The organism is Capnocytophaga cynodegmi DSM 19736, assembly GCF_000379185.1.
Lineage (GTDB): Bacteria > Bacteroidota > Bacteroidia > Flavobacteriales > Flavobacteriaceae > Capnocytophaga > Capnocytophaga cynodegmi.
Genome location: NZ_KB900706.1, coordinates 1 through 24,595 on the forward strand (window position 1 = coordinate 1; position 24,595 = coordinate 24,595).

The following is a 24,595-nucleotide window of genomic DNA, read 5'->3' on the forward strand; positions in this document are numbered from 1 at the left end:
TATTTATTATAAATTGTTTGTTTTGAAAACAATTTATACCTTTGCGAAGGAAATTTTTTAAAGTAAAGTTATGAAAATTTATTTATTTTTTACATTTATGAGTTTTGCTCTCTTTTCCTGCCCTCATAGTAGAGATGGTATTTATTATTCTGCTTATGAGCCTGAAATTATGGAACGTTCTGCTTTTGAAAATTCAATTACTTTGGTGAAAACCTCTGGAAATGCAAGTGTTAAAAATGCAGGGAAAATCTATCTTAAGGATAGTTATATGTTCATTGGGGATACGAACAAAGGTTTCTACATATACGATAATTCCAACCCAGAAAAACCTGAACTGAAGGCTTTTTTGAAAATACCAGGTGCAACAGATTTAGCTATTAGAGGAGATGTTATGTATGTTAATCAGGCGGTGGATTTGGCGGCATTCAGTTTTGATATTTCTCAAAATAAGATTACAATTTACGATCGTATCCGAAATACCTTTCCTGTACTTAGGTCGCCCGATGGTTATTATCCAGTTTCTTCGGAAGGCAAGGTGGTGGTAGATTGGCATAAAAAAGTTAAAAACAATTAAAATCCCTAATGATATGAGAAAGATATTTTTTGTGCTATTGTTTGTTGTAATGGCAATTTCTTGTAGTAAAGAATCTAATAATGATGCGTTTACAAAGAGCTCGGATAGTGTAAGCGGTTCGTTGGCTACATTTTCTTTGGTTGGTAATTATCTGTATGTGGTGGATTCAGGAAGGTTAAATGTTTTTTCTGTTCAGAATCCTACAAATCCATCAAAAGTAAACACAATTTACGTTGGTTTTGATATTGAAACCTTGTTTTCATTGAATGAATTTTTGTTCATTGGCTCAAGAAGCGGAATGTATATTTATTCGATTGAAAAACCTGAATCACCCGAAAAATTATCTGAGTATAGGCATTTTAACGCTTGTGACCCCGTAGTTGCAAATGCTTCACACGCTTTTGTTACACTGCATTCCAATAGTTTTTGTGGTAATAATCTGAATGTGTTACAAGTATATGATATTGGAAATTTAAAAAATCCTGTAAAAATTCACGAAAGAAATTTGACCCAGCCCAAAGGACTTGCTTTAAAAGGTGATTATTTGGTGATTTGTGATGATGATTTGAAGTTTTTTGATATAAAAAATCCAGCAAATCCAACAATTGTTCATTCGGAAAATAAAAGCTTTAAAGATGTGATTTTTTATGAGAATAAGCTTTTTGCTTTTGGGGAAAGAGAAATTACTCAATATGCTTGGACTAAGAAAGATTTTTCAGATTTGTATGTAATTAGTACAACAAGATATTAATATTCGAAAAAAATATTGACAAAATGAGAGAATAAAAAACTCTCATTTTGATATATAATGAAAAAAAGAGTGATTTTTCTAGAAAAATCACTCTTTTTTAGTAACCATAAAATTTTAAAATGTGAAAATGTTTGGGTGGAATACCGGGCTCGAACCGGCGACCTTCGGAACCACAATCCGACGCTCTAACCAACTGAGCTAAAACCACCATTTCATATGCGAGTGCAAAGGTAGTAATTCTTTTCTTATTTGCAAAAAAATATTGCTGAAAAAATAATTTTTTTTCTCTTTAACGGAATAATAAATATTTTTCTATTTGTGTTTTTTCTCAACCTTTCCTGTTTTTTTGTTGTATCCGTATGGGCAATGTTTACAGCCACTCTGGCAGCAATATCCTCTTTTTAAGAGGTACGATTCTTTGAAAATTTTATATCCTTTTTCAGAATAATAAAAGTCGTTATTTTCTTCTTTTTCTTTCATTTTGCTTGTGAAAATTATTTTTGTGTTAAAAAGTTAACTCAATAGAGTAGGTGAAAAATAATATTTTTTCTCATTATTTTTTACTAAGCTTAAACATCTCTTCAAAATCCAAGCCAATAATTATTTTTTGTTGTAAACTTTTATTTTTAAGAAATCTCGTTAAGATTCTGAAAAATAAATATTTTTGCAAAAAAAATGAAAAGAAATGAAACAGAAAATTAGAAAATTACTTACATTTTTATTCCTGATAGGAAGCATAACAGCTTGTAGTGGACAAAAAACTTATAAAGAAAACTCTAAAAAGCAAACTACAAAAACAAAAAGTACAAAAACTTCTAAAAGGAATATTTCGACTAAAAAAGAAAAAACGAAATTTCAAAAGGAAAAAGATTCTAAGAAGGCGTCGCACCAAAAAGATGCTAAAAATGTGGTTCTTGCTCCAACAGAATCTTATAAAAAACAAGTGATTGCTACTTATTATCACGATAAATTTAACGGACGAAAAACAGCTAATGGCACCATCTTCGATAATAGCAAACAGACTGCCGCACATCGAACATTGCCTTTCGGGACAAAACTCAAGGTAATTAATCGTATAAATGGTAAATGGATTTATGTTATTGTAAATGACCGAGGTCCAGTGAAGAAAACCCGAGAAATAGACCTTACCCGAAGAGCTTTTATGGATATTACCGATGATACAAATAAGGGAGAGCTACTCGTAGATATTGAGATAGTGAAATAACTTTTCTCTACATACTCTTCAATTTTCTGTAAAAAAAGATAGTAAAGGTTTTACATATGCTCTTTTATATTACATTTGCACCCAAAATAAAAATATTTTAATATTCAAATCATTGAATTATGGAAACTTGGGTTATTGCCATATTTTTTATTGGTTATCTTTTTATTACTATTGAGCATCAGGTGAAAATTGACAAAACGATTTCAGCTTTAGGAATGGCTTCGGTTTGTTGGGCTTTATTAAAAACAGCTAATCTTGTTGTTTTTGATGTTAGTAGCGAAGGACTTGTTCCCATTAACGCAACGGATAATGCTTCAGCAATTGACGCTATTTTATTGCATCATTTGGGTAAAATTGGGGAAATCCTTTTCTTTCTTATTGGTGCGATGACCATTGTTGAAATTATTGATATGCATCGAGGGTTCGAAATCATTAAAAAGATTATAAAAACGAGAAAAAAGAAAAAGCTTCTCTGGATTTTAGGTATTGTAGCATTTTTCCTATCTGCTTTGATTGATAATCTTACGGCAACAATTGTACTGATTTCCATTGTTCGCAAATTGGTTCCACTTCGCACAGAACGAATGTGGTACGTGTCACTTGTGGTTATCGCAGCCAACGCAGGTGGAGCTTGGTCGCCTATTGGAGATGTAACGACGACAATGCTTTGGATGGCGGATAAGGTAACACCAGCTAAATTGACGGAATATGTGCTTATGCCTTCTATTATTTGCTTTGCAGTACCGTTTTTAATAGCTTCTTTTCTTCCTGTTTTTCAGGGACGTTTGGATATTCCACGCTCTGACAAAACACAGGCTTTTAAAAGTAGTTTACCTGTAGTCATTATTGGCTTTGTATCGATTATTTTTGTTCCGATTTTCAAAACAATAACGGGTTTGCCTCCTTATATGGGAATGCTCTTCGCCTTAGCAACGATGTGGTTTTTCTCGGAATTACTCAAGCCAATTAAGGAATTAGATGAAGATACGGCAGTTTCATTTTCTCCACATAAGGCGTTGTCTCGCATTGAAATGTCGAGTATTTTATTTTTCTTGGGAATTCTGCTTGGTGTGGCAGCTTTAGAGTCTATCGGAGTGCTTTATAATTTTGCAAATGTACTGAATCAAACCATTCCTAATCAAAATATTGTAGTTGCTTTGTTAGGAATTGGATCGGCAGTGATTGATAATGTTCCACTTGTTGCGGCAAGTATTGGAATGTTTCAAGAGCCCATCGATAGTGGATTATGGCATTTTATTGCTTTTGCAGCAGGAACAGGCGGAAGTTTACTTATCATCGGTTCGGCAGCGGGAGTAGCGGCAATGGGTATGGAAAAAATTGACTTCTTCTGGTATGCTAAAAATATTTTATGGTTGGCATTTATTGGTTTTCTGTCAGGATTTCTTTTTTTAGTGTTGTTGGAGAGTTTTCACGTTTTTGGTTAAAAAATATTTTTTTAGTTCAGTAGTAATTTTAAATTTTAATAGTTATGGTAAAGGCAAAGTATGTTTTAGGAATATTTTTTGTGTTGGCGATAAGTCTTCTGAGTTGCAAGAAAGATGATAATTCGGAAGAAGTTCCTCAATTGGAGCCGCCTTATATTCGTGTGAAAATAGATGGTGAGTGGTGGATTGCAAAGGAGAAGTTGGAGGATTTCAGACTTTATCCAGGTTTTGGACCATCAAAAGCGGTATATCTTTGGGAAATGGAAGCGAAAGGTATTAATAAAGACGCTTGGGAAGATGATCTTTATGAGTTTAAGATTCGTTTCCCTTTCAGAGAAAAGCCTCAGGTTGGAAAAACGTATACTTTTAAGTTGTCTAATCCCCAAGAAATAAATTTTGGACTAAGTTTTATTCGTAAAACCCCAAGATACGAAAGATATTCATCTCATATTGTAACTCGTGTCAATGGTGTTGTTAGCAATGTAGAATCTTTTCCTATAACCGTCACAATAACAGAGTTAAAACAATTGCAAATAAGTCCTGAGGGCGATGCAGAATATCTTGTTTCGGGTGCATTTTCTGGCAAAATGATACATAAAGAAAGCAAAAGAATGATTGAAATTACAGATGGAGAATTCAAATCAGTAATTAAGAAGTAATTTCATTCTGAAAGGAAAATAACTTATGAAAAAGAGTCGTTCATTTCGGTGAGCGACTCTTTTTACTTAATCTCTCTTTCAAAGTTTAGATTTAAGCATATTCCTATTTAGAATATATTATTACTTTGCCAGAAATTCCCTATTTTTGTCCCTTTAATCAGATTATTAACAAATTAAAATAACCGCGTATGCGGTCTGCACTATGAACTATAACCATAAAGACATCGAAGCCAAATGGCAAAAATATTGGTCAGAAAACCAAACTTTTAAAACAGAAAACCATTCAGAAAAACCGAAATTTTATGTATTAGATATGTTCCCATATCCATCGGGAGCGGGGTTGCACGTAGGGCATCCGCTTGGGTATATAGCATCGGATATTTTCGCACGATACAAACGCCACAAAGGCTTTAATGTGTTACATCCGCAAGGGTACGATTCGTTCGGATTACCTGCCGAGCAATACGCCATACAAACAGGGCAACACCCCGAAAAAACCACTCGTGAAAACATCGCTCGTTACCGCGAACAGCTCGACAAAATTGGCTTTTCGTTCGATTGGAGTAGAGAAGTAAGGACTTCAAATGCTGATTATTACAAATGGACACAATGGATTTTTATTCAATTGTTTCATTCGTGGTATAACAACACTACCAATAAAGCGGAAGATATCCAAACACTTGTTCAGCATTTTGAGAAATTCGGAACGGAAAACCTAAATGCGGCTCAGACTGAAGAGCTTCATTTTACCGCTGAGCAATGGAAAAATTACAGTGAAGAAGAAAAACAAAACATTCTACTCAATTATCGTTTGGCGTTTCGTGCCGAAACTACCGTTAATTGGTGTCCGGCTTTGGGAACGGTTTTGGCGAACGACGAGGTAGTAAATGGCGTTTCGGAACGAGGCGGATATCCTGTTTTTCAAAAGAAAATGACGCAATGGAGTATGCGTATTACCGCTTATTCCGAGCGATTGTTGCAAGGCTTAGAAACGGTGGATTGGAGTGAATCTGTAAAAGAAAGCCAACGCAATTGGATAGGAAAATCAAAAGGGGCGTCAATCAAGTTTAAAGTTCTAAGTTCAAAGTCCCAAGACGTTGAACCTGAAACTTCAAACGTTGAACATATTACCGTTTTTACAACAAGACCCGACACCATTTTCGGCGTAACTTATCTCACTTTGGCTCCTGAACACGAATTGGTTTTACAAATCACAACCGAAGCACAAAAACAAGCCGTTTTGGATTATATTGAAGCAACTTCTAAGCGTTCGGAAAGAGATAGAATGGCGGATACCAAAACTATTTCGGGAGTGTTTACGGGAGCTTATGCCGAGCATCCGGTTACTAAACGACCTGTTCCTATTTGGATAGGTGATTACGTATTAGCAGGTTACGGAACGGGTGCGGTAATGGCGGTTCCTGCGGGAGATGAACGTGATTATGCCTTTGCAAAACATTTTGCAGGTGCGGAAGGAATGCCTGAAATCATCAATATTTTCGACAAGGATATTTCAGAAAACGCATTTACTGAAAAAGGCGGTTTCAAATTGCAAAATTCGGATTTTCTCAACGGAATGGATTACGAAGAAGCCACAGAAAAAATTCTTGAAGAATTGGAAAAATCGGGAGTAGGGAAGGCTAAAATCAACTACCGACAAAGAGATGCTATTTTCTCGCGTCAGCGGTATTGGGGCGAACCTGTGCCTATTTATTATAAAAACGGAGTGCCTTACACGTTGCCGTTTTCAGCTTTGCCGTTGGAACTTCCTGAAGTGGAAAAATACCTTCCAACCGAAGATGGCGACCCACCATTAGGGAACGCAAAAGAATACGCTTGGAATGAAGCCGAAGAGAAAATCGTAAGTACTGATTTGATTGACAATCAATCGGTTTTCCCTTTGGAACTTTCTACGATGCCAGGTTGGGCTGGGTCATCTTGGTATTGGCTTCGCTATATGGACGCACACAACGAAAAGGAATTTGCCTCGCAAGAGAGCCTAAATTATTGGCAAAATGTAGATTTGTACATCGGTGGAAGCGAACACGCCACAGGGCATTTATTATATTCGAGATTTTGGAATAAATTCCTCAAAGACAGAGGGTTTATACAAGCCGAAGAGCCTTTCCAAAAAATGATAAATCAAGGAATGATTTTAGGAACGAGTGCGTTTTTGTACCGATTGGAAGGTACAAATACTTTCGTTTCCAAAGGGCAAATTGGCGACAAAAAAGTACAAGCCATTCACGCCGATGTTTCACTTGTAAATACTTCATCGGAATTGGATATTGAAGGATTTAAACAATGGCGACCTGATTTTGCCGATGCGGAATTTATTTTGGACGAAAACGGAAAATATATTGTCGGTCACGAGGTCGAAAAAATGTCAAAATCCAAATACAATGTCGTGAATCCTGATGATATTTGTGAGCAATACGGAGCAGATACATTGCGTTTGTATGAAATGTTTTTAGGTCCGTTGGAACAAGCAAAACCTTGGAATACCGCAGGAATGACGGGCGTTTCAGGTTTCTTGAAGAAGTTTTATAACTTGTATTTTGATGGCGATGTGGTTTCCATTTCTGACGAAGAACCGACCAAAGAAGAATACAAAATCTTGCATACGCTCATCAAAAAAGTGGAGTATGACATTGAGAATTTCTCGTTCAATACTTCGGTTTCGGCATTTATGATTGCGGTAAACGAATTGCAAAAAATCAAATGCAACAAACGAGCGATTTTAGAACCAATGGCAGTGCTGATTTCGCCGTATGCACCGCACATTGCTGAAGAACTTTGGGAAGTTTTAGGTCATAATGAAAGCATTAGCCGAGTGCCATTCCCAACTTTTGAAGAGAAATATTTGGTAGAAAGCACGAAAGAATATCCGGTGTCGTTCAACGGAAAAGTGCGTTTCAAAATCGAATTGCCTTTGGATATGCCCAACGAAGAAGTGGAAAAAATCATTTTGGCAGACGAACGCACCCAAGCCCAACTTGGTGGTAACCCCCCGAAGAAAATCATCGTGGTGAAAGGGAAAATCGTGAATGTGGTGGTGTAAAGTTTTAGAAATATGATAACATTTTTTGATAAAAATAAGGGGGAATTTCGTGTTTGTGAGGATAGTTTAACGGCAACAGTTTTTGATTTGTTAAAGTATCTTCCACACGAAATATTTTGGGATATTCTCAAAAAATCATTGTTTCATCAAAAATTACCTGAGATGTCAGGAGAAATTTTAGAAATGAACCTTTGGGATAGATGGAGTCCCCAATATACATCTAATAACAGATATGTAGAACCTGATGTATTTATTCGTTTTAATGATTTTGATTTGCTTATCGAGGCAAAAAGATATGATATAAGACAACAAAATGATACTCAAATCCAAAATGAAATTAAAGCCTATCGTAATGAATATGAAGAAAATAAAAATTTGTATTTCATTCAGTTGGGTGGATTATGGAATGAAGATGACACCCCTAACATTGATGGAGTTATTATGTGTAAAACCAATTGGTCAAGAATATTAGCTCAAGTTGTGATAGAACGAAATAAAATAAATAATATAGATTATTCACAAATCAATTCATACAAGCGAGTTTTGGACGATTTAATCAAAGGATTTGCTATGCACGGCTATTTCAAAAAACTGTGGTTGAAAGATTTAGAGGAAGTAAATATAACTTCTAACATTCCAAATATTTTTAAGTATGCAAATGGAAATTAAAAAAACTTTATTAGAGGCAAGAAAAGCCTATCGCTTTTTATACGAGTATCAAAGAAGAATACTCGATTTGGTCGATTTTATAAGTAAAAAGTATGATTATACCTATCAAGGGGGATATTCAAAATTTAGCAATGTAACTCCTCGTGATGGAAAGGGAGATTTGAAATCTTGGGCGTGGGATTGGCTAAATATGTATTATTATGAGTTTCACTTTAACACAAGAAAAGTAGCTAATGATGAAATACATTTTTCAATTTTCGTACTCAATGATACGGGATTTTTTCAAGCCAAAGAAAAAAACGGAAAAGCAGATAAACGATATACCTATACATTTGAAAATATAGAACTTTCTGAAAGTAAGCTTATTTTTGTTGTTGGGAAAAACCAATGGATAGGAAAAGGTTTTGCTAAGGATAATTGGGGTACTAGTGAATTTGTTTTAGAAGAAACAGGAATTTATCAGGAAAGTGAGAATCAATTAATGTTGTTCAAGTCATACTCTTTGGAGAAGTTTACCGATGAAGAAAGTGCTTTGAGGTGTATTGGGGATTTTCAAAAGTATTGCAGTGAAAATAAAATTCAGCTTGATATAAGAGAAAAGGTAGGTAAATAATAAAAATATTCTCTATATTTGGCAATCACTATAGTGAAAAAGCAAAACGGAAAACAAAACGACCTTTTCACTGTTGTGAAAACATTCAACGGTAAGCTTAACGATTTTTTCATTGCAGTGAAATCGTTCACCGAGAAACCAAACATTCCTTTCACTCCATTGAAAAGCCTCACCGAAAGACAAAACACCCTTTTCACTGCGATGAAACATTCAGACATAAACATTTAACAAATATTATTATGAAGCCATTAAATTATCAATCCAGAATTACCGAAGTGGGCGATGTTGCCAACCGATTGGCGGTTCTTTACAAAGGTACTGCTACTTTGCAGGACGATGCGTTTTTGAAAAACCTTCTTTCGGAAATACAAACCCAAGGCGATGCCATTACCGAAGCCATAAAAAAAGATAAAGCTGTATCGAAACTCGAAGATGCTGATGCTGAGCGTGACCAAGCTATTCGTGTGTTGGACAAAATGCTCAAAGCCTATGAGGTGTTTCCGGTGGAAAATACCAAAGCTCACGGGCAGAAAATCGCTACCATTTTCAAGAAATACGGCGTAAAAATCACCGAAGAGAACTATGCCAGCGAGTCGAACCTGATTGATTCGTTGCTCAAAGACTTGTCGGTAAGTGAGGTTCAGGCATCTGTGACGGCACTTTCGGGAGTGAGCGAGGCAATTACACAAATCCGCACCACGCAGGAGGAATTTGCCAGATTACGTCTGCAATACGAGGAAGCATTCACCGAAAACCATTCGAAAGTTAGTGCTAGTAGCCTCCGCAAACCGCTTTTGGGATTGATAAACAAAAAGTTGATTCCGTATTTGGTAGCGATGACCCTTGTCGATGAGGCAAAATACACCACTTTTGCCGACAAAGTAGCTAAAATCATCGACGATATGAACGAAGTGGTCAAAGCCCGAGGCAAGAAAAAATAATATAGGTATAAGATAGTGGATAAAACGCTTAACGTCTGTATGATAATTCTCTATGATTATTAATTAAAAATGAGTAAAAGAGTGAAAAATTTATTTTTTATTTTATGTTTACTTTTTGTTAATCTTGCTTTAGGGCAGGTGGTTGTTAAAGGAAAAGTAATGTCGGAACAGGGAGAGCCTTTGGCTTATGTGAATATAGGGATTAAAGATAAAAATGTTGGGGCAATATCAGACGAACAAGGATATTTTTCCATTGCGATAGATGCATCAAAGGTTAATGAAGCACTTACATTTTCACATATTGGGTTTTGTGAAAAGACATTCAAGATTTCAGAGCTTACACAAGAACCCTCTTTGGTGGTTGTTTTACAGGAAAAGATTAACCAACTAGAAGAAGTTGTTGTGGTTCCTTCTAAGTCTGAATTGGTTCAAATCGGAACTACTTCGTACTCCTCTATGGTTTATGTTCGTTACATTAGGGGGGATGGAAAAAGTTCAGACAATGCATCATCACAAAGTTCTGATTTGCCAGACAATATTGATTCAGGCGAAATAGCAAAGAAAATCAAGATAGGTAAACCTTCCTTGTTGGTAGATGTTAACGTAAATTTATTTGATATTGATATTGATACAGCCACATTCAGAATCAATGTTTACGACATCAAAAACAATTTACCTAACCAGAGAATTAATGCCGAAAATATCATTATTACACAAACTCTTAAAAACGGTTGGAATAAGTTCGATATTGAAAAGTACAATTTGAGATATGATAAACCCATTTTCATAACCATTGAATACTTACCTAAGAAAGACGAAACTTCAAAAAGTCTGTTCAAATACAGAGGTAAATTCTTTGGGAAGTTTATCACTCGTTACCATAGTTTAGGAGCTTGGGATGTAAAAAAAGGGTTAACTGTCGCTATGTATGTTACTGTAAAACAATAATTATAATAATTTTAATCACACAAAAAATCCCTGAAAAAATACGTTCAGGGATTTTTGTTTTTATTTACAAAATAATTTCTTTTGTGAGTCTTTTTTTAATGTTTTTTTTCTTGCAGAGTTTCGGTTTTTCGCTAAATACAATAAAATTTGTAGGAAATATAAAAATGTTTTACCTTTGTGCCATCATCAGGAGTTTCTGAGTGTCAGGACACCAACCGAGCTAAAGCCAGCCACGGTGGTTTAGAATGAGGGCAACCTGCCAAAAACAAAGGTTTCTTCTATTGTGACTTCATAACTTCTGTTGTAGGTGTAGTAATCAATTATAATATACAATACAATGGAAAGAAAAGAAAAAACACTTCAAGATTATTTTCAGGATTACAAACTTCGTTTCTCAAAAATGACAATTGATGAGTTAATAGAGGTTTTTAACAGAGAGGTAGGCAATAAGGGTTGGGTAGGTGTTCGAGGTGCTTACTTAGCTGCTTTACATCAGGAATTTCTTAGTAGGGAATTTGATTGTAGTCAATTTATTTTTGAGAATTCAACGTCCTTACAATACAAAATTCGTCTGGAGGGTAAAAAGTTAGTGCAGATTATTGATTAAAGTCAAATTTAAAAGAAAAGACACTAATTTGACGATGTGAAAAATGAGATTAAGGTGAAAAACTTTAGTCTCGTTTTTCAATTATTGGTGCTTGATTATTTTAAATGTAAAGGACTTTATTGAATTTTTTGAAAAAAAATACGGATTTTAAGTGGTATTCTAACAAAAAAAGACACCCGAAAATGTTAATTTTTTTTATAAAAAGGTATTAATTTTTTTATAAATTGAAAAGATAATTTTTAATGTAAGTGTTTGATAATTAAAAAAGTATTTGTTTGTATTTTTGTGTCCCACAAATGTATAGAAGTTAAAATGTTTAGTCAATTACTTTTATTATAGAAAGTTTTGCTATCTTGCACCCGAAATTTATGCTAATAATATAGGTTTACTATGAAGAATAATCTGCTTAGAATTTTCGTTGTAATCGCTATTTTTTCAGGTTTGTCTTTGGTTACAAGTTGTGGAAAGAAATCTGATAAAAATATTTCAAATGCAACAGGATGGAAAATTAACTCTAAAGAAGGAGGCTTCCAGTACAATACTGACTTTAAAGAACAAGAAGCTGCTCCTGGTCTTGTACTAGTGGAGGGAGGTACTTTCACTATGGGACAAGTTCAAGATAACGTGATGCACGATTGGAATAACGTTCCGACACAGCAGCACGTGCAATCATTCTATATGGATGAAACGGAGGTTACCAACAAGATGTATATGGAATATTTGGATTGGTTGAAACACGTATTTCCACCAGATCAAGAGCAATACAGAAATATCTATGTAGGAGCCTTGCCAGATACATTAGTTTGGAGAAGTTCTCTTGGATTTAACGAGTCGATGGTTACCAACTATTTGCGTCACCCTGCTTATGCGGAATATCCTGTTGTGGGAGTAAACTGGGTACAAGCGGTTCAGTTTAGTGTTTGGCGTACAGACCGTGTAAACGAAGCTATCTTGGAAAAATCTGGATATTTGAATAAAGATACTCGTTATCAGGTAGATTCAGAAAGTACCTTCAGCACAGATGTTTATCTTAACACTCCGTCAAATTCGTACGGAGGAAAGGTGTCAGAATTCGCAGGTAAAAAAGCAGTTACCAAAGAAGGTGAGCCAACATACGCAAAACAAACAAGCGGAATTTTAGTTCCTGAGTATCGTTTGCCTACTGAGGTTGAGTGGGAATATGCTGCTAAGTCGTTGAACGGAATTCGTGAGTACAACAACATTAGAGGAAGAAAAAAATATCCTTGGGATGGAGCATATAGCCGTTCAACAAAACGAGCTACACGTGGTGATCAATTGGCTAACTTCAAGCAAGGAAAAGGAGATTATGGCGGACTAGCAGGTTGGTCAGATGACAGAGGAGATATTACAGTTGCTGTGAAAACATATCCGCCAAATGATTTTGGATTGTATGATATGGCAGGAAATGTGGCTGAGTGGGTAGCTGACGTTTATCGTCCAATAATTGATGATGGGGAGAGTGATTTCAACTACTATCGTGGTAACGTGTATATGAAACACGCTATTGGAGAAGATGGTAAGCAAGTGGTTGTAACTGCTGATAATATCAAGTACGATACGCTTAGTAACGGAAAAATAGTTGCTCGTAATCTTCCAGGTAACTTAGCAACAGTTCCTATTGATGAAAATGAGACGTATTTGCGTTACAACTTCACACGAAGTGATAACAGAAGTTTCCAAGATGGGGACAGATCTTCTTCACGTGGATACTACGGAAGTAGAGATGAATTAGCTTCTTCAAAAGAGGAAAAAGACCACAGAAATACAATGTACAATGCTCCGAAACATAAAATTGAGAAAGATTCTATGGGATTGAGTCGTATATTTGATAAATCGAATGAACGTACTACTTTAATTGATGATGAGGTACGTGTTTATAAAGGAGGTTCTTGGAGAGATCGTATATTCTGGATTGACCCTTCACAAAGAAGATATTTGCCTCAGTACATTGCAACTGACTATATTGGATTCAGAAATGCAATGAGTCGCGTAGGAGCAAAATCTTCTAGAAAAAATAAAACTCCGAAAGGTTAGATATTAATATAAAAGTTGATAAAATTAGAAACTCTGTAGATGTATGTTTACAGAGTTTTTTTAATGAGATATGATTTTATTTTATGGAAGATTTATATAAAAAATTTCTTGCTTCATCAGGTGTTTGCACTGATAGTAGAAATGTTGCCGAAAAATGTATTTATTTTGCGTTAAAAGGGAATTCTTTTGATGGGAATTTGTTTGCAGAAGAGGCTCTTAAGAAAGGAGCTTTGTATGCTGTTGTTGATAATCCCAATATAAAATTATCTGAAAGAACAATTCTGGTAGAAGATGTACTTACTACATTACAGAAATTGGCAAATTACCACCGAAGAAAACTCAAAACTCCTATCATAGCAATTACGGGGAGCAATGGAAAAACTACAACCAAGGAGCTTATAAAATCAGTTCTGTCTGAGGCTTTTAATGTAGTAGCAACAGAAGGGAATTTGAATAATCATATTGGAGTTCCCTTAACAATTCTTTCAATTACACCAGAAACAGAGATTGCGATTGTTGAAATGGGGGCAAATCACCCTAAAGAAATCGAATTTTTGTGTTCCATTGCTGAGCCTGATTATGGTTATATCACAAGCATTGGGAAAGCTCATTTGGAAGGATTTGGTAGTTTTGAGGGGGTTGTCAAAGCTAAAGGGGAGCTATATGATTACTTAAAACAACAAAATAAAACCATCATTTTCAATAATAATGATGAACTTCAAAAGAAATTGTTGAGTGATTATCAAAATGTGTATTCTTTTGGTAATGAGCCAGAAGTAAATGTTTTTGTGGAATGTTTGGGATTTAATCCTGTGGAGGTTTCTTTCAGGGAAACATTTGTAAGTGAAGTGTTGAATGTTTTCGAAGAAGTAACGGATACCCCTGAAATTGAAGATTTTTCGAGTGAGAAGATAAAAATAAAATCCAATCTGGTAGGAAAATATAATTTTACGAATATTGCTGCAGCAATTGCTTTTGCAAGGTTTTTTAAAATTTCATCAGAAGCAATCAAACGAGGAATAGAAAAGTACATTCCCAAAAATAATCGTAGTCAAATTATAAACCAACAAACAAATACAATTTTGTTAGATGCTTACAATGCTAATCCCAGCAGTATGTCGGAAGCAATTGTGAATGCAGTTGAAATACAAGGGTTTAAAAAGAAAATTCTTGTTCTTGGTGATATGTTTGAACTTGGTGATTATGCGGCTCGAGAACATCAAAATATTGTAAGTTTAGTGGAGAAAAATACTTGGGAGAAGGTTTTTTTAGTTGGTGAAAATTTTTTTAAAACAAAAAGTAAGTATCCAAAATTCAAGACTTTTGAAGATTTCCAAAAAGTTTTTGCTTTGAAAGATTTTTCAAATAGTTTTATCCTCATCAAAGGTTCAAGAGGAATGGCTCTCGAACGAATATTAAAATAAAAAAAACATCGGATAGTTAAACCTTAACTATCCGATGTTTTTTAATTTGTTATTGAATCTAAAGAATCTTTCGTAGCTTTAGGACTTACTAAAGAATCGTTTTCAATAACTTCATATTCTTCCAAATCATCTTCATTCAGAAAAGGAGAAATTAGTTTTTTGAGTAATTGATATTTCTCGTCGTATAATTTTTTGTCAAAATCTTCTATATCAACAAGTAACGACATATAATAGCGTATGGTGGCATCCACATTTTCATACTCCTGATAAATTTCATTCGCAGGAAGTTGTGTATAATAATTCAATTCTTCCTCATATTTTTTCATTACTTTTTGTGCTAGCTCACGTCCTTTTTCAGTTTCACCTACTTGATAATATCCTTGAATGAAAGGCGAAAGGAATGTGTAATACCCATAATATTCCATTGGCATATTCTCCATTGCCAAATTGATAATGTTTTTAGCTTTGTCAGTTTTCTTCTCTTCAATCAATTTCTCAACCAAACGGGCTAAATTCATACGGAAAGACATCGAACTTCTGCGAGTTTCAACATCGTGATAGATATTCGAATCTCCCATATTACCCCATTTCCATTTGGTCACAATATCATACATCAAATCGCTATCAATACGTCCCATTTCGGAAGAATTTTTATTAACTGGAGTCTTGATAGGGACTAATTTGTATACCAATCCGTCCAATTGCAGATAGTCTTTCATCCAAATATATTCTTCATTTTCATAACTTCCTCCAGTGAAGTAAATAGGGCGTTTCCAATCGTTATTAGCGATTATATCAAGCATCATCAAGCGGGTTTTATCAATGGCGTTTGGTAATTTTATATCGATGTAATCAACGATTAGGTGAGCATCTTCAGGTTTTACTATGCCACTTTTCAGAACGTTTTCTTTGTTGACTGGAATACGAATTTTATTGGTTGGATAGTAATGAATTGTTTTTCCATTTTCAAGTACATTTTTAGTATTTGGGTCGTCACTGGCAATCCAATTCATTAGGTCTTTTACATTCCACGTGTTTTTCGTTCTCTCAATAAAATATACTGCTTCACGAACTCCGTAGGCATACTGACTATGTTTTAGTTGTGACGGAATTGGGTCGCTCTCGTAGGCTTTTCGTTTCATTTGGTCAATATACCAATCGGTTTGGAGCAAACTTGTGTTGATGGTTCGCACATCAGTTCGGTAGCCTTCAATTTCTTGAGCATACCAAAGTAAGAATGTATCATTGTCTCCAATGGTGAAAATCATAGCTCCCGTGTCTTCGGAAACAGAATCTAAATAACAATGTGCAATTGCCTGAGCAGAGTATTTTCCAGAGCGGTCGTGGTCGTCCCAATTTTGATAGGCCATCAAGGTGGGGACACACAAAAGGGAAACGATTACAGCAATTGGAGCGGATAATTTCTGGCTTGTCACTTTCTTGAGAAGTTCGAAAAGAGCATATACGCCCAAGCCAATCCATATTGTAAAAGCAAAAAATGATCCAACCAACGCATAATCACGCTCTCGTGGCTCGAATGGTTTTTCGTTCAAATATACTTTCAAAGCCAAACCTGTGAACATAAATAAAACAAACACCACCCACGTTTTTTGCTCACTTTTTAAAGCCATAAATACTAAACCTAAAATACCTAAAATTAGTGGTAAAAAGAAATACGTATTTCGTGCTTTATTGTTCAGAACGTCCGAAGGGAGATTTTTTTGTGAACCCAATCGTATCGAATCAATAAAATTGATGCCACTAAGCCAGCTTCCGTGACCATTGTATATTTTTCCTTGTATATCATCTTGTCTTCCAACGAAATTCCACATAAAATAACGGAAGTACATATAGCTCATTTGGTAGGTGAACATATATTCCATATTTTTGAGGAAACTTGGCTTCTCAACATTCAAATAACTGCTAAATCTGCTCAGGAATAAATCATATTCATTAGGAGTAACTCTTCCTAATTTTACTTGTTTTTTAAACTCATTAACTGCTTGATGAAGTTCCTTGTTTGAAAAATGTTCTGGTTTAATTGAAAAGTCAAGTAGATCCGTTAGCATCATATAGTTTGCAGCGTACTGCGGATTCCACATACGTGGAAGTAAACCTGTATGTTTGGAATTGGGCGATACTCTTGCGTTTTCATAGTCATTTACAATGATATATTTATTATTTTCGTAATCTCTTTCGTACTTTGGCTTATCATCCTTATACGGATTTTCTTCATCTTGCCCTGCATATTTATCTGAAAACATTGGTCCGTAAAACAAGTGAGTTTCAGGATATTGTTCTAATTTATAATAAGCCAACAACAAACGTGCATCGGTAGGGCTATTTTCGTTGATAACCACATCGGCATTGGCACGAATGGGAATCATCAGCCACGATGAAAACCCTATGAAAACGAACATTATGCAAAGTGTAATTGTTTGTAAATAAACTTTTTGTTTTTTAGCAGAATAGCGAAGTACAAAGAAAAAGGCAATGACAATTGAAAGTCCCGCTGCAATTGTCCCTGAGTTGAAAGGTAATCCTAATGAATTTACAAAAAAGACTTCTAAATTTCCAAAATAAGCTAATGTGTAAGGGAGTATCAATTTGAAAATCAGTAATAAAATTGCAATAGAAACCACATTTGCAATTACGAAATTTTTAAAATTTTTCTCATAATTACTATTGAAAAAGTACAACATTCCGATAGCAGGAATTGTAAGCAAAGCCATAAAATGCACTCCGAAAGATAATCCTACTACTAATGATGTTAAAATCAGCCATTTATCTCCTCGTTCAGTGTGCAGATTGTCAGTCCATTTTATTCCAAGCCAAAACATAGCAGCCATAAAAAGCATCGCCATTGCGTAAACTTCAGCTTCAACAGCATTGAACCAAAAACTATCAGAAAAAGTATAGGTTAAGGCTCCCACGAAACCACTTCCTAAAACAGCAATTACTTGAGGTATAGGTAATTCGTTTGTTTCTGAAATATTTTTAAAAGCAATTTTTTTGGTAAGATTTGTAATTATGAAATATAAAAATAGAATGGTGAATGCACTTGAAAATACAGACATATAATTCACAAATAAAGCTACTTTTTCAGCTTCAGGAGCAAAAAAGGCGAAAAAAGCCCCCATCATCTGAAAAAATGGTGCTCCCGGAGGATGTCCCACTTCCAACTTTGCTGCTGTGGATATATATTCGCCACAATCCCAGAAACTTACGGTTGGTTCTACAGTTAATCCGTAAGTTATCAAAGCTATGAAAAAAGTAACCCAACCTACAATAAGGTCATATTTTTTAAAATCTTTATTTGTTAACATATCGTTTTGATTTGAAAAAATAGATGTAAATCTTCAATTTTTAAAAGAAATTGATTAAGTCTGCGAATATATGAAAATAAAATAATAAATCTCACATTTCAAGCGAAATAATATTGAAAAAGGAAGAGATGAATCCTTCTACCAGAAAAAAATATTATTATGTGATAAACATTTTTCATTCTCCGTTTCAATTTTGAAGAATGTTTATTTTTAATTTTGGAATTTTCCTAATATAACTATTTATTTTATTATAAAATAGTTATATTTGCTTTTATTAACACAAATTTTAAATGTGTATGAGAAAATATTTCTTAATTATTGTTGTGATGATGTCTTTTTCAGCTTATGCATTCAGAATTACTGATAATCATCTTTTTATGCAGAAAGATTCTATTCAGCCTAATAACTCTTCTGTTACTGAGAAAGTAGAACCAGACCAATATCCCAAAATGAGAGATTGCCAAGATGCAGACGGAACTATTGAGGGATTCAAAAAATGTCTCATTAATTATCTCAGTGAAAATGTGCAAAATACTGAAAATCTTGATGGAAGGGCTTATCTTGTATTTAAAGTTAATACTGGAGGGAAAGCTGAAAAGGTAGTAATTCACTCTAATCACAATGCTTTGATTGAAGAGGGAGAGAGACTTTTAAAACAGATGCCTTTATTTATTCCTGCTCAAAAATCTGGAAAATCCATTGATTTTGTATATTCAATACCTCTTACTTTTAAGAGATTGGAAACACTCAAAGATGAAGTGTATTTTACTAATCCAGATGTACAAGCAAGGTGGGAAAATTGCGAAAATATAGATGATACAAATAGATATTTGAACAAGTGTATTCAAAGTTTTATGTCTGAAAAAATAACATTAAGAGATGACCAAAGGAAATTGATTTATATGTTGTTAAAAATTGATTCTGATGGAAATTCTATGATAGAGGATATTGATGGAGAAGACGAAACTTTAATGAGGGAAGTTGTCAAAAAATCAAGAGAATTTCCGAAGTTCATTCCAGCGATGAAGAACGGAAAATCAGTAGGTTCCATAACTCTTGTTTCTGTTGTTTTCAATGAAAATGAAGTGCATAAGCTTAAGTTTCCAGAAATTTTTCCACAAATCCAATTTTGTAAAACGTCAGCTGATAATTTGGAGAACTTTCAAAAATGTTTGGATAGATATGCAAAAAATGCATTTAAATATCCAGAATTGGCAGTAAAATATAATATCCAAAGAACTGTTTATGTTGTTTTCAAGATAAGAGAAGATAAAAGTATCGAAATATTGGCCGCTTTGGGAGATGAGACTCATATTTTAAGAAATGAGGCGATACGAATCATTAAAAATCTCCCAATAAAAGCCCCAGCAATGGAAAAACAGAAGCCCACGTATTTAGTTTTTACTTATCCGATAACTTTTAAATTAACTAAAGTCATTGATTATTAATGATTTTTGTTTTTGTGGTCAAGAATGTGCTAAAAATTTTCTGAAAAATATTTGGAACTTAAAAAAAAGTATGTATCTTTGCACCGCAAAAATGATGATTGGCTCATGGTGTAATGGTAACACAGCAGATTTTGGTTCTGTTATTCAAGGTTCGAGTCCTTGTGAGCCAACAAAAACCTCTTGAAAGAATCAAGAGGTTTTTTATTTTTAGAAATGTAAAAAAAAGGAACTCCTATCATAATTAGGAGTTGTATGAATATTCAATTAATTACTTGTTGTTAATTAGGATAAACCAAATTTTCTTCCTTTAAGTGGTAAAGCACTTCTTCCAAATACTTTTTGGCTTCATATTTTGCCATTGGCAAATTGTTATTATAAAAATTTCCGCATTCTAAAGCTGACGCACCAGGTATTTCACCTTCAAAATCAGCCATATATTTGAATAAATCTGTAATCAACGGAACAATATCCTTTGAGGAATAATCCCCAGCCAAAATCAAATAATTTCCTGTTTGGCAACCCATTGGTCCCCAATAGATGATTTTGTCTTTCCACGAGCTATTCCGAAGCCAAGTGGCTGCTAAATGTTCAATCGTGTGAATTTCGGCAGCTCCTAAAACAGGTTCACGATAAGGCAATTTCATACGGATATCGAATGAAGTAAGCACTTCATTTCCAACATAATCTTTACGAGAAACATAAATTCCTCGCTCCATTTTCAGATGGTCAATGCAAAAACTGGCTATTTTCTCCATATAAATATGATTTTCAAAAGATTAGTTCATATCGCTATACCCGATAGCTTTTCCGATAAGGGTGGTTGAGGTACAACTTTCTATTTTAACATTCACAAAATCACCTACTTTGTAATGTTCTTTCGGGAAAACTACTACGGTGTTTTGCGTGTTTCGTCCCATCCATTGGGTGTCTGATTTTTTAGAGTTTCCTTCGATAAGTACCTCACAAATCTGCCCGACTTTTTCTTGTGTGCGAAGTAAGCTGTGTTTTTGCTGTAAATCAATAATTTCAGAAAGACGACGTTTCTTAACTTCTTCAGGAACATCATCTTCTATTTTACGTGCAGCAAGTGTTCCTGGTCGTTCCGAATAGGCAAACATAAATCCGAAGTCGTATTTTACGTATTCCATTAGTGAAAGTGTATCTTGGTGGTCGGCTTCGGTTTCTGTGGGAAATCCAGCAATCATATCTTGTGAAATGGCACATTCAGGAATGCGTTTTCGGATATTATCAATCAATGTAAAATACTCTTCTCTTGTATGTAATCGGTTCATTGCCTTTAAGATACGATTGCTTCCGCTTTGTACAGGCAAGTGAATATATTTGCAAATATTGTGATGTTTTGCCATTGTGTCAATCACATCAAGAGTCATATCTTGTGGATTAGATGTGGAAAAACGGATACGCATCTTTGGGTGGGCAATTGCCACCATATCAAGTAGTTTTGCGAAATTTACGGCAGTGGCTTTTTGCATTTCACTGGCTTTATCGAAATCTTTTTTTAGTCCGCCACCATACCAAAGATAGCTGTCCACATTCTGACCCAAAAGAGTAATTTCCTTGAAGCCTCTTTCTTCTAAATCCTTAATTTCATTTAAGATAGAAAAAGGATCACGGCTACGTTCGCGTCCGCGTGTAAAGGGAACGATACAAAACGTACACATATTGTCGCAACCGCGTGTAATGGAAACAAAGGCAGTTACTCCATTGCTGTTGAGGCGAATAGGAGAAATATCAGCATAGGTTTCATCTTTGGAAAGAATTACGTTCACAGCTTCGCGTCCGCCTTCTACTTCTTGCAAAAGATTGGGTAAATCTTTGTAAGCATCAGGTCCTACTACCATATCTACGATTTTTTCTTCTTCCAGAAAAGCGTGTTTTAGGCGTTCAGCCATACAGCCCAATACTCCTACTTTCATTGCAGGACGATTTCTTTTGATGGCATTGAATTGCTCCAATCGCTTACGAATGGTTTGTTCCGCTTTCTCGCGAATGGAACACGTATTTACTAAAACTAAATCGGCTTCTTCGAGCGTTTGTGTGGTATTATATCCCTGTTCGGAGAGAATGGAAGCTACAATTTCGCTATCTGAAAAATTCATCTGACAGCCGTAACTTTCTATATATAATTTTTTGTGATTGTTCGTATTTTCTTTCAAAACAAGACTTTGTCCTTGCTTTGATTCGTCAATAACTTTTTCCATAGTGTTGATTTTCTTGAGGGGCAAAGATAGTAAATAATTCATAATTATGAGTTTCTCGTTTTCAAAATAAAAAAGGTCACCTTTTTGGTGACCTTTCATTTAAGTTGTTATCTCAAAATTAAAATTCAAATTCAGAAATTTTTTGTTTCCATTCCGACCATTTTGTAGCGTCTTCAAGAGTCAATTTAGCTCCAACTTCTTCCATTTTAGTTTTCCACTCAGCAGCTTTAGCTTTAAATTCTTCTGCTTTTTCAGCACTTCCTGATTTTAGAGCTTCTGCTTTTTCTTCTAAGAATTTCTTGTAATCATCAGCCACTTTTTGAGCTTCATTGTTGCTGAATTTAGGTACTTCAATCTTAGAAATCATATCTTTAACTTTTTCTTGAGCGTTCTCAAGAGCTTCTCCAGCTTCTTCTTTCATCTGGTTCATAGCATTCCCAGCGTCTTCTTTTACTTGTTCCATTGCCTCTGTCGCTTTTTGTTTCGTCTGATTGAAGTTATCGCACGAAACGAATGTCATAATAGCAACAGATGCTAAACTTAATACTACTTTTTTCATTTTGTTAAAATATTAAAATTAAACCACTAACGAAATACAAAGATATAATTTTTTTGAAATAAAGAAACTATTGCTGTGCTTTTTTGTTGGGAATTGATTAGTTTATAACGCGATTCAGTCGTTTGCCTAATATTTTCTGTAATTGTATATAGCTAACAATTTCTTCTAATATTTCTCGTTTTTCGCTCTCATCGGAGTTGTTGATTTTTGCTGTAGTACTTTCTATTAAATTGCTTACCAATAACTTGCGTATGTTTAAAATAATGTCAGAAACTGCTAAATCAATGTTTGCATCCTTGTTTTTTGGTACAATATCTTTTCGGAGCCAGTCGTGTAGTTGGAGATTTTCATCTTCCATAATGATTTGCGATACTTTTTGGCTGAGTTTCATAGGTAACTGATTAATGAATGTTGCTAACTCATATGTTTCTTCTTTTTGGCGGAATTGCTCTATAGCAAGTTCGTAAATACTCTTGAAGTCAGGATTTGCAAACTGGATTTCATCTTCTTGAAGTTCAAGATAGATTTTTTCATAAACTTTCAGTTCTTGCTGTATTTTTTTTTCTTCCAATTTGCCTTCTTCATCAATTTGAAGTACGGAATCCGTAAATATACACGTTCTGTTTCCATACAAAAGAAGATGCTTAATAAGGTCGTGTTCCAAAATTTCCAGTCGGTTTACAGCTATTTTTGCCTGTTCGTTCTTACCTCTCGTTATTTCAAGGGGTAGACGCTTTTTGCGTTCTACTTTTTGTCCTTCATAGAAATCTTTTTTAAGCATTTGAGAAAGTGTGGAGAAAAGCACTTCTTCCGAAATATCCATAATGACGGCACACTCACGTATGTACACTTCTCGCTTGATAGAATCAGGAATTTTTGAGATGCTTTCTACCATATCACGAATGGTTTCTGCTCTTTTAATTGGGTCATTTTTAGATTCTTGTACTAAAAGAGAAGCCTTAAATTGGATAAAATCGGTGGCGTTTTCTTCCAAGTAAAGTACTAAATCCTCATAGGCTGTTTTTCGGGCAAAACTATCAGGGTCTTCTCCTTCGGGAAAAGTACAAATTTTCACGTTCATTCCCTGTTCCAAAATTAAATCCACCCCACGAATAGAAGCTCGGAGTCCTGCCGCATCTCCATCATAAAGAATTGTTATATTGGCAGTTAGCCGATTTATTAGCCGAATTTGTTCAGGAGTGAGTGCCGTTCCGCTCGAAGCCACAACATTTTCAATTCCCTTTTGGTGTAGCTGAATTACATCAGTGTATCCTTCTACCAGATAGCAGTTGTCTGCTTTGGCAATGGCTTGTTTGGCGTGAAAAATTCCGTATAGAATTTTACTTTTGTGATAGATTTCACTTTCGGGTGAGTTGAGATATTTGGCAGCTTTTTTATCTTGGGTAAGAATACGACCTCCGAATCCCAACACACGTCCGCTCATTGAATGAATGGGGAACATTACCCGCCCTTTGAATCGGTCGAATTTCTTATTTTCTTTAACAATGGTAAGTCCTGTCTTTTCCAGAAATTCTAATTGATAACCTTTATTTAGAGCGGTATCGGTGAAGGCTGTCCATTCATTAGGAGAATAACCCAAATGGAATTTTTTGATGGTTTCAAGTGTAAAACCTCGTTCCTTGAAGTAAGTGAGTCCAATGGCTTTTCCCTCATCGGTGTTCAGAAGTGTTTCTTCAAAATATTTTTGAGCAAATTCCGACACGATGTAAAGGCTTTCGCGTTCGTCAGCTTTTTCTTTTTCTTCGGAGGAAACCTCAGTTTCTTCAATTTCAATATGATACTTTTTTGCCAGATAGCGAATCGCTTCTGGATAGGTAAAATGCTCGTGTTCCATCAGAAAAGCGATGGCATTTCCTCCCTTTCCAGAAGAGAAATCTTTCCAGATTTGCTTGACGGGCGACACCATAAAACTAGGTGTTCGTTCATTAGAAAACGGGCTAAGTCCTTTATAATTAGAACCTGCCTTTTTCAGCTGAACGAAGTCGCCAATTACTTCCTCGACCCGCATTTGGTCGTAGACTTTGTCTATGGTGTTTTTTGAAATCAT

21 protein-coding genes, 2 tRNA genes and 1 riboswitch are annotated in these 24,595 nt (G+C 34.9%); of the genes, 16 read left to right on the forward strand and 7 right to left on the reverse strand.

The genetic code is table 11. The features are described from left to right. Positions 1-70: 70 nt before the first annotated feature. Both YW9_RS0102775 and YW9_RS0102780 read left to right on the forward strand, forming a co-directional pair. Positions 71-574, forward strand: a complete 504-nt coding sequence (locus YW9_RS0102775; RefSeq protein WP_018278658.1) for an LVIVD repeat-containing protein — start codon at positions 71-73, stop codon at positions 572-574. 13 nt (positions 575-587) lie between these two features. Then, a complete protein-coding gene (locus YW9_RS0102780) occupies positions 588-1,325 on the forward strand; it encodes an LVIVD repeat-containing protein (protein WP_026193766.1) in 738 nt (245 codons plus the stop codon). Positions 1,326-1,458: 133 nt separating this feature from the next. On the opposite strand, the gene YW9_RS0102785 is transcribed toward YW9_RS0102780, so the two are convergent. Together YW9_RS0102785 and YW9_RS13555 are read right to left on the reverse strand one after the other, a co-directional pair. After that, positions 1,459-1,534: transfer RNA gene (locus YW9_RS0102785), tRNA-His, on the reverse strand. Between the two features lie 103 nt (positions 1,535-1,637). Next, positions 1,638-1,805, reverse strand: a complete 168-nt coding sequence (locus tag YW9_RS13555; RefSeq protein WP_018278660.1) for a DUF5522 domain-containing protein — start codon at positions 1,803-1,805, stop codon at positions 1,638-1,640. Between the two features lie 205 nt (positions 1,806-2,010). On the opposite strand from YW9_RS13555, the gene YW9_RS12980 reads away from it, so the two are divergent. The 12 genes from YW9_RS12980 (at position 2,011) to YW9_RS0102850 (ending at position 14,972) form a co-directional block, all read left to right on the forward strand. Next, positions 2,011-2,550: a septal ring lytic transglycosylase RlpA family protein gene (locus YW9_RS12980; protein ID WP_018278661.1), complete on the forward strand. Its 540-nt coding sequence runs from the start codon at positions 2,011-2,013 to the stop codon at positions 2,548-2,550. A 119-nt stretch (positions 2,551-2,669) separates the two neighbouring features. Further along, positions 2,670-3,995 carry a sodium:proton antiporter NhaD gene (gene nhaD / locus YW9_RS0102800; RefSeq protein ID WP_018278662.1) on the forward strand — a complete coding sequence of 442 codons (1,326 nt, stop codon included), beginning with the start codon at positions 2,670-2,672 and terminating at the stop codon, positions 3,993-3,995. Positions 3,996-4,039: 44 nt separating this feature from the next. Then, a complete protein-coding gene (locus tag YW9_RS0102805) occupies positions 4,040-4,654 on the forward strand; it encodes a hypothetical protein (protein WP_018278663.1) in 615 nt (204 codons plus the stop codon). A 202-nt stretch (positions 4,655-4,856) separates the two neighbouring features. Further along, positions 4,857-7,715, forward strand: a complete 2,859-nt coding sequence (gene leuS / locus YW9_RS0102810; RefSeq protein WP_018278664.1) for a leucine--tRNA ligase — start codon at positions 4,857-4,859, stop codon at positions 7,713-7,715. A 12-nt stretch (positions 7,716-7,727) separates the two neighbouring features. Next, a complete protein-coding gene (locus YW9_RS0102815; RefSeq protein ID WP_018278665.1) occupies positions 7,728-8,384 on the forward strand; it encodes a hypothetical protein in 657 nt (218 codons plus the stop codon). Continuing rightward, positions 8,374-8,997, forward strand: a complete 624-nt coding sequence (locus tag YW9_RS0102820) for a hypothetical protein (protein ID WP_231555654.1) — start codon at positions 8,374-8,376, stop codon at positions 8,995-8,997. Before YW9_RS0102815 ends, YW9_RS0102820 begins: the two co-directional genes overlap by 11 nt. A gap of 18 nt (positions 8,998-9,015) precedes the next feature. After that, positions 9,016-9,225, forward strand: coding sequence for a hypothetical protein (locus YW9_RS0102825; RefSeq protein WP_155848710.1), 210 nt, complete (start codon positions 9,016-9,018; stop codon positions 9,223-9,225). A gap of 11 nt (positions 9,226-9,236) precedes the next feature. Continuing rightward, a complete protein-coding gene (locus tag YW9_RS0102830) occupies positions 9,237-9,938 on the forward strand; it encodes a DUF6261 family protein (RefSeq protein ID WP_018278668.1) in 702 nt (233 codons plus the stop codon). A gap of 69 nt (positions 9,939-10,007) precedes the next feature. Then, positions 10,008-10,886, forward strand: coding sequence for a carboxypeptidase-like regulatory domain-containing protein (locus YW9_RS0102835; protein ID WP_018278669.1), 879 nt, complete (start codon positions 10,008-10,010; stop codon positions 10,884-10,886). Between the two features lie 178 nt (positions 10,887-11,064). After that, positions 11,065-11,163, forward strand: a riboswitch (SAM-I-IV-variant riboswitch). Between the two features lie 60 nt (positions 11,164-11,223). After that, positions 11,224-11,493: a hypothetical protein gene (locus tag YW9_RS0102840; protein WP_018278670.1), complete on the forward strand. Its 270-nt coding sequence runs from the start codon at positions 11,224-11,226 to the stop codon at positions 11,491-11,493. 390 nt (positions 11,494-11,883) lie between these two features. Beyond that, a complete protein-coding gene (gldJ, locus tag YW9_RS0102845; protein WP_018278671.1) occupies positions 11,884-13,548 on the forward strand; it encodes a gliding motility lipoprotein GldJ in 1,665 nt (554 codons plus the stop codon). 83 nt (positions 13,549-13,631) lie between these two features. Further along, positions 13,632-14,972: a UDP-N-acetylmuramoyl-tripeptide--D-alanyl-D-alanine ligase gene (locus YW9_RS0102850; protein ID WP_018278672.1), complete on the forward strand. Its 1,341-nt coding sequence runs from the start codon at positions 13,632-13,634 to the stop codon at positions 14,970-14,972. 41 nt (positions 14,973-15,013) lie between these two features. Here the strand turns inward: YW9_RS0102850 and YW9_RS0102855 are convergent, their stop codons facing one another. After that, the gene (locus YW9_RS0102855; RefSeq protein ID WP_018278673.1) at positions 15,014-18,298 is read right to left on the reverse strand and encodes a glycosyltransferase family 117 protein; all 3,285 of its coding nucleotides are present in this window, start codon (positions 18,296-18,298) and stop codon (positions 15,014-15,016) included. Between the two features lie 296 nt (positions 18,299-18,594). On the opposite strand from YW9_RS0102855, the gene YW9_RS12985 reads away from it, so the two are divergent. Together YW9_RS12985 and YW9_RS0102865 are read left to right on the forward strand one after the other, a co-directional pair. After that, positions 18,595-19,746 carry an energy transducer TonB gene (locus tag YW9_RS12985; protein ID WP_018278674.1) on the forward strand — a complete coding sequence of 384 codons (1,152 nt, stop codon included), beginning with the start codon at positions 18,595-18,597 and terminating at the stop codon, positions 19,744-19,746. Between the two features lie 99 nt (positions 19,747-19,845). After that, positions 19,846-19,916 (forward strand) — tRNA-Gln (locus YW9_RS0102865). Positions 19,917-20,024: 108 nt separating this feature from the next. On the opposite strand, the gene YW9_RS0102870 is transcribed toward YW9_RS0102865, so the two are convergent. The 4 genes from YW9_RS0102870 to dnaG form a co-directional block, all read right to left on the reverse strand. Then, complete coding sequence (locus YW9_RS0102870) at positions 20,025-20,501, reverse strand: S-ribosylhomocysteine lyase (protein WP_026193767.1); 477 nt, start codon at positions 20,499-20,501, stop codon at positions 20,025-20,027. A 21-nt stretch (positions 20,502-20,522) separates the two neighbouring features. Beyond that, complete coding sequence (miaB, locus tag YW9_RS0102875; protein ID WP_026193768.1) at positions 20,523-21,968, reverse strand: tRNA (N6-isopentenyl adenosine(37)-C2)-methylthiotransferase MiaB; 1,446 nt, start codon at positions 21,966-21,968, stop codon at positions 20,523-20,525. A 118-nt stretch (positions 21,969-22,086) separates the two neighbouring features. Then, entirely contained in the window at positions 22,087-22,527 is a 441-nt protein-coding gene (locus tag YW9_RS0102880; protein WP_018278677.1) for a hypothetical protein, read from the reverse strand. Positions 22,528-22,624: 97 nt separating this feature from the next. Beyond that, positions 22,625-24,595 (reverse strand): DNA primase, encoded by a 1,971-nt coding sequence (dnaG, locus tag YW9_RS0102885; protein ID WP_018278678.1) that lies wholly within the window; start codon positions 24,593-24,595, stop codon positions 22,625-22,627.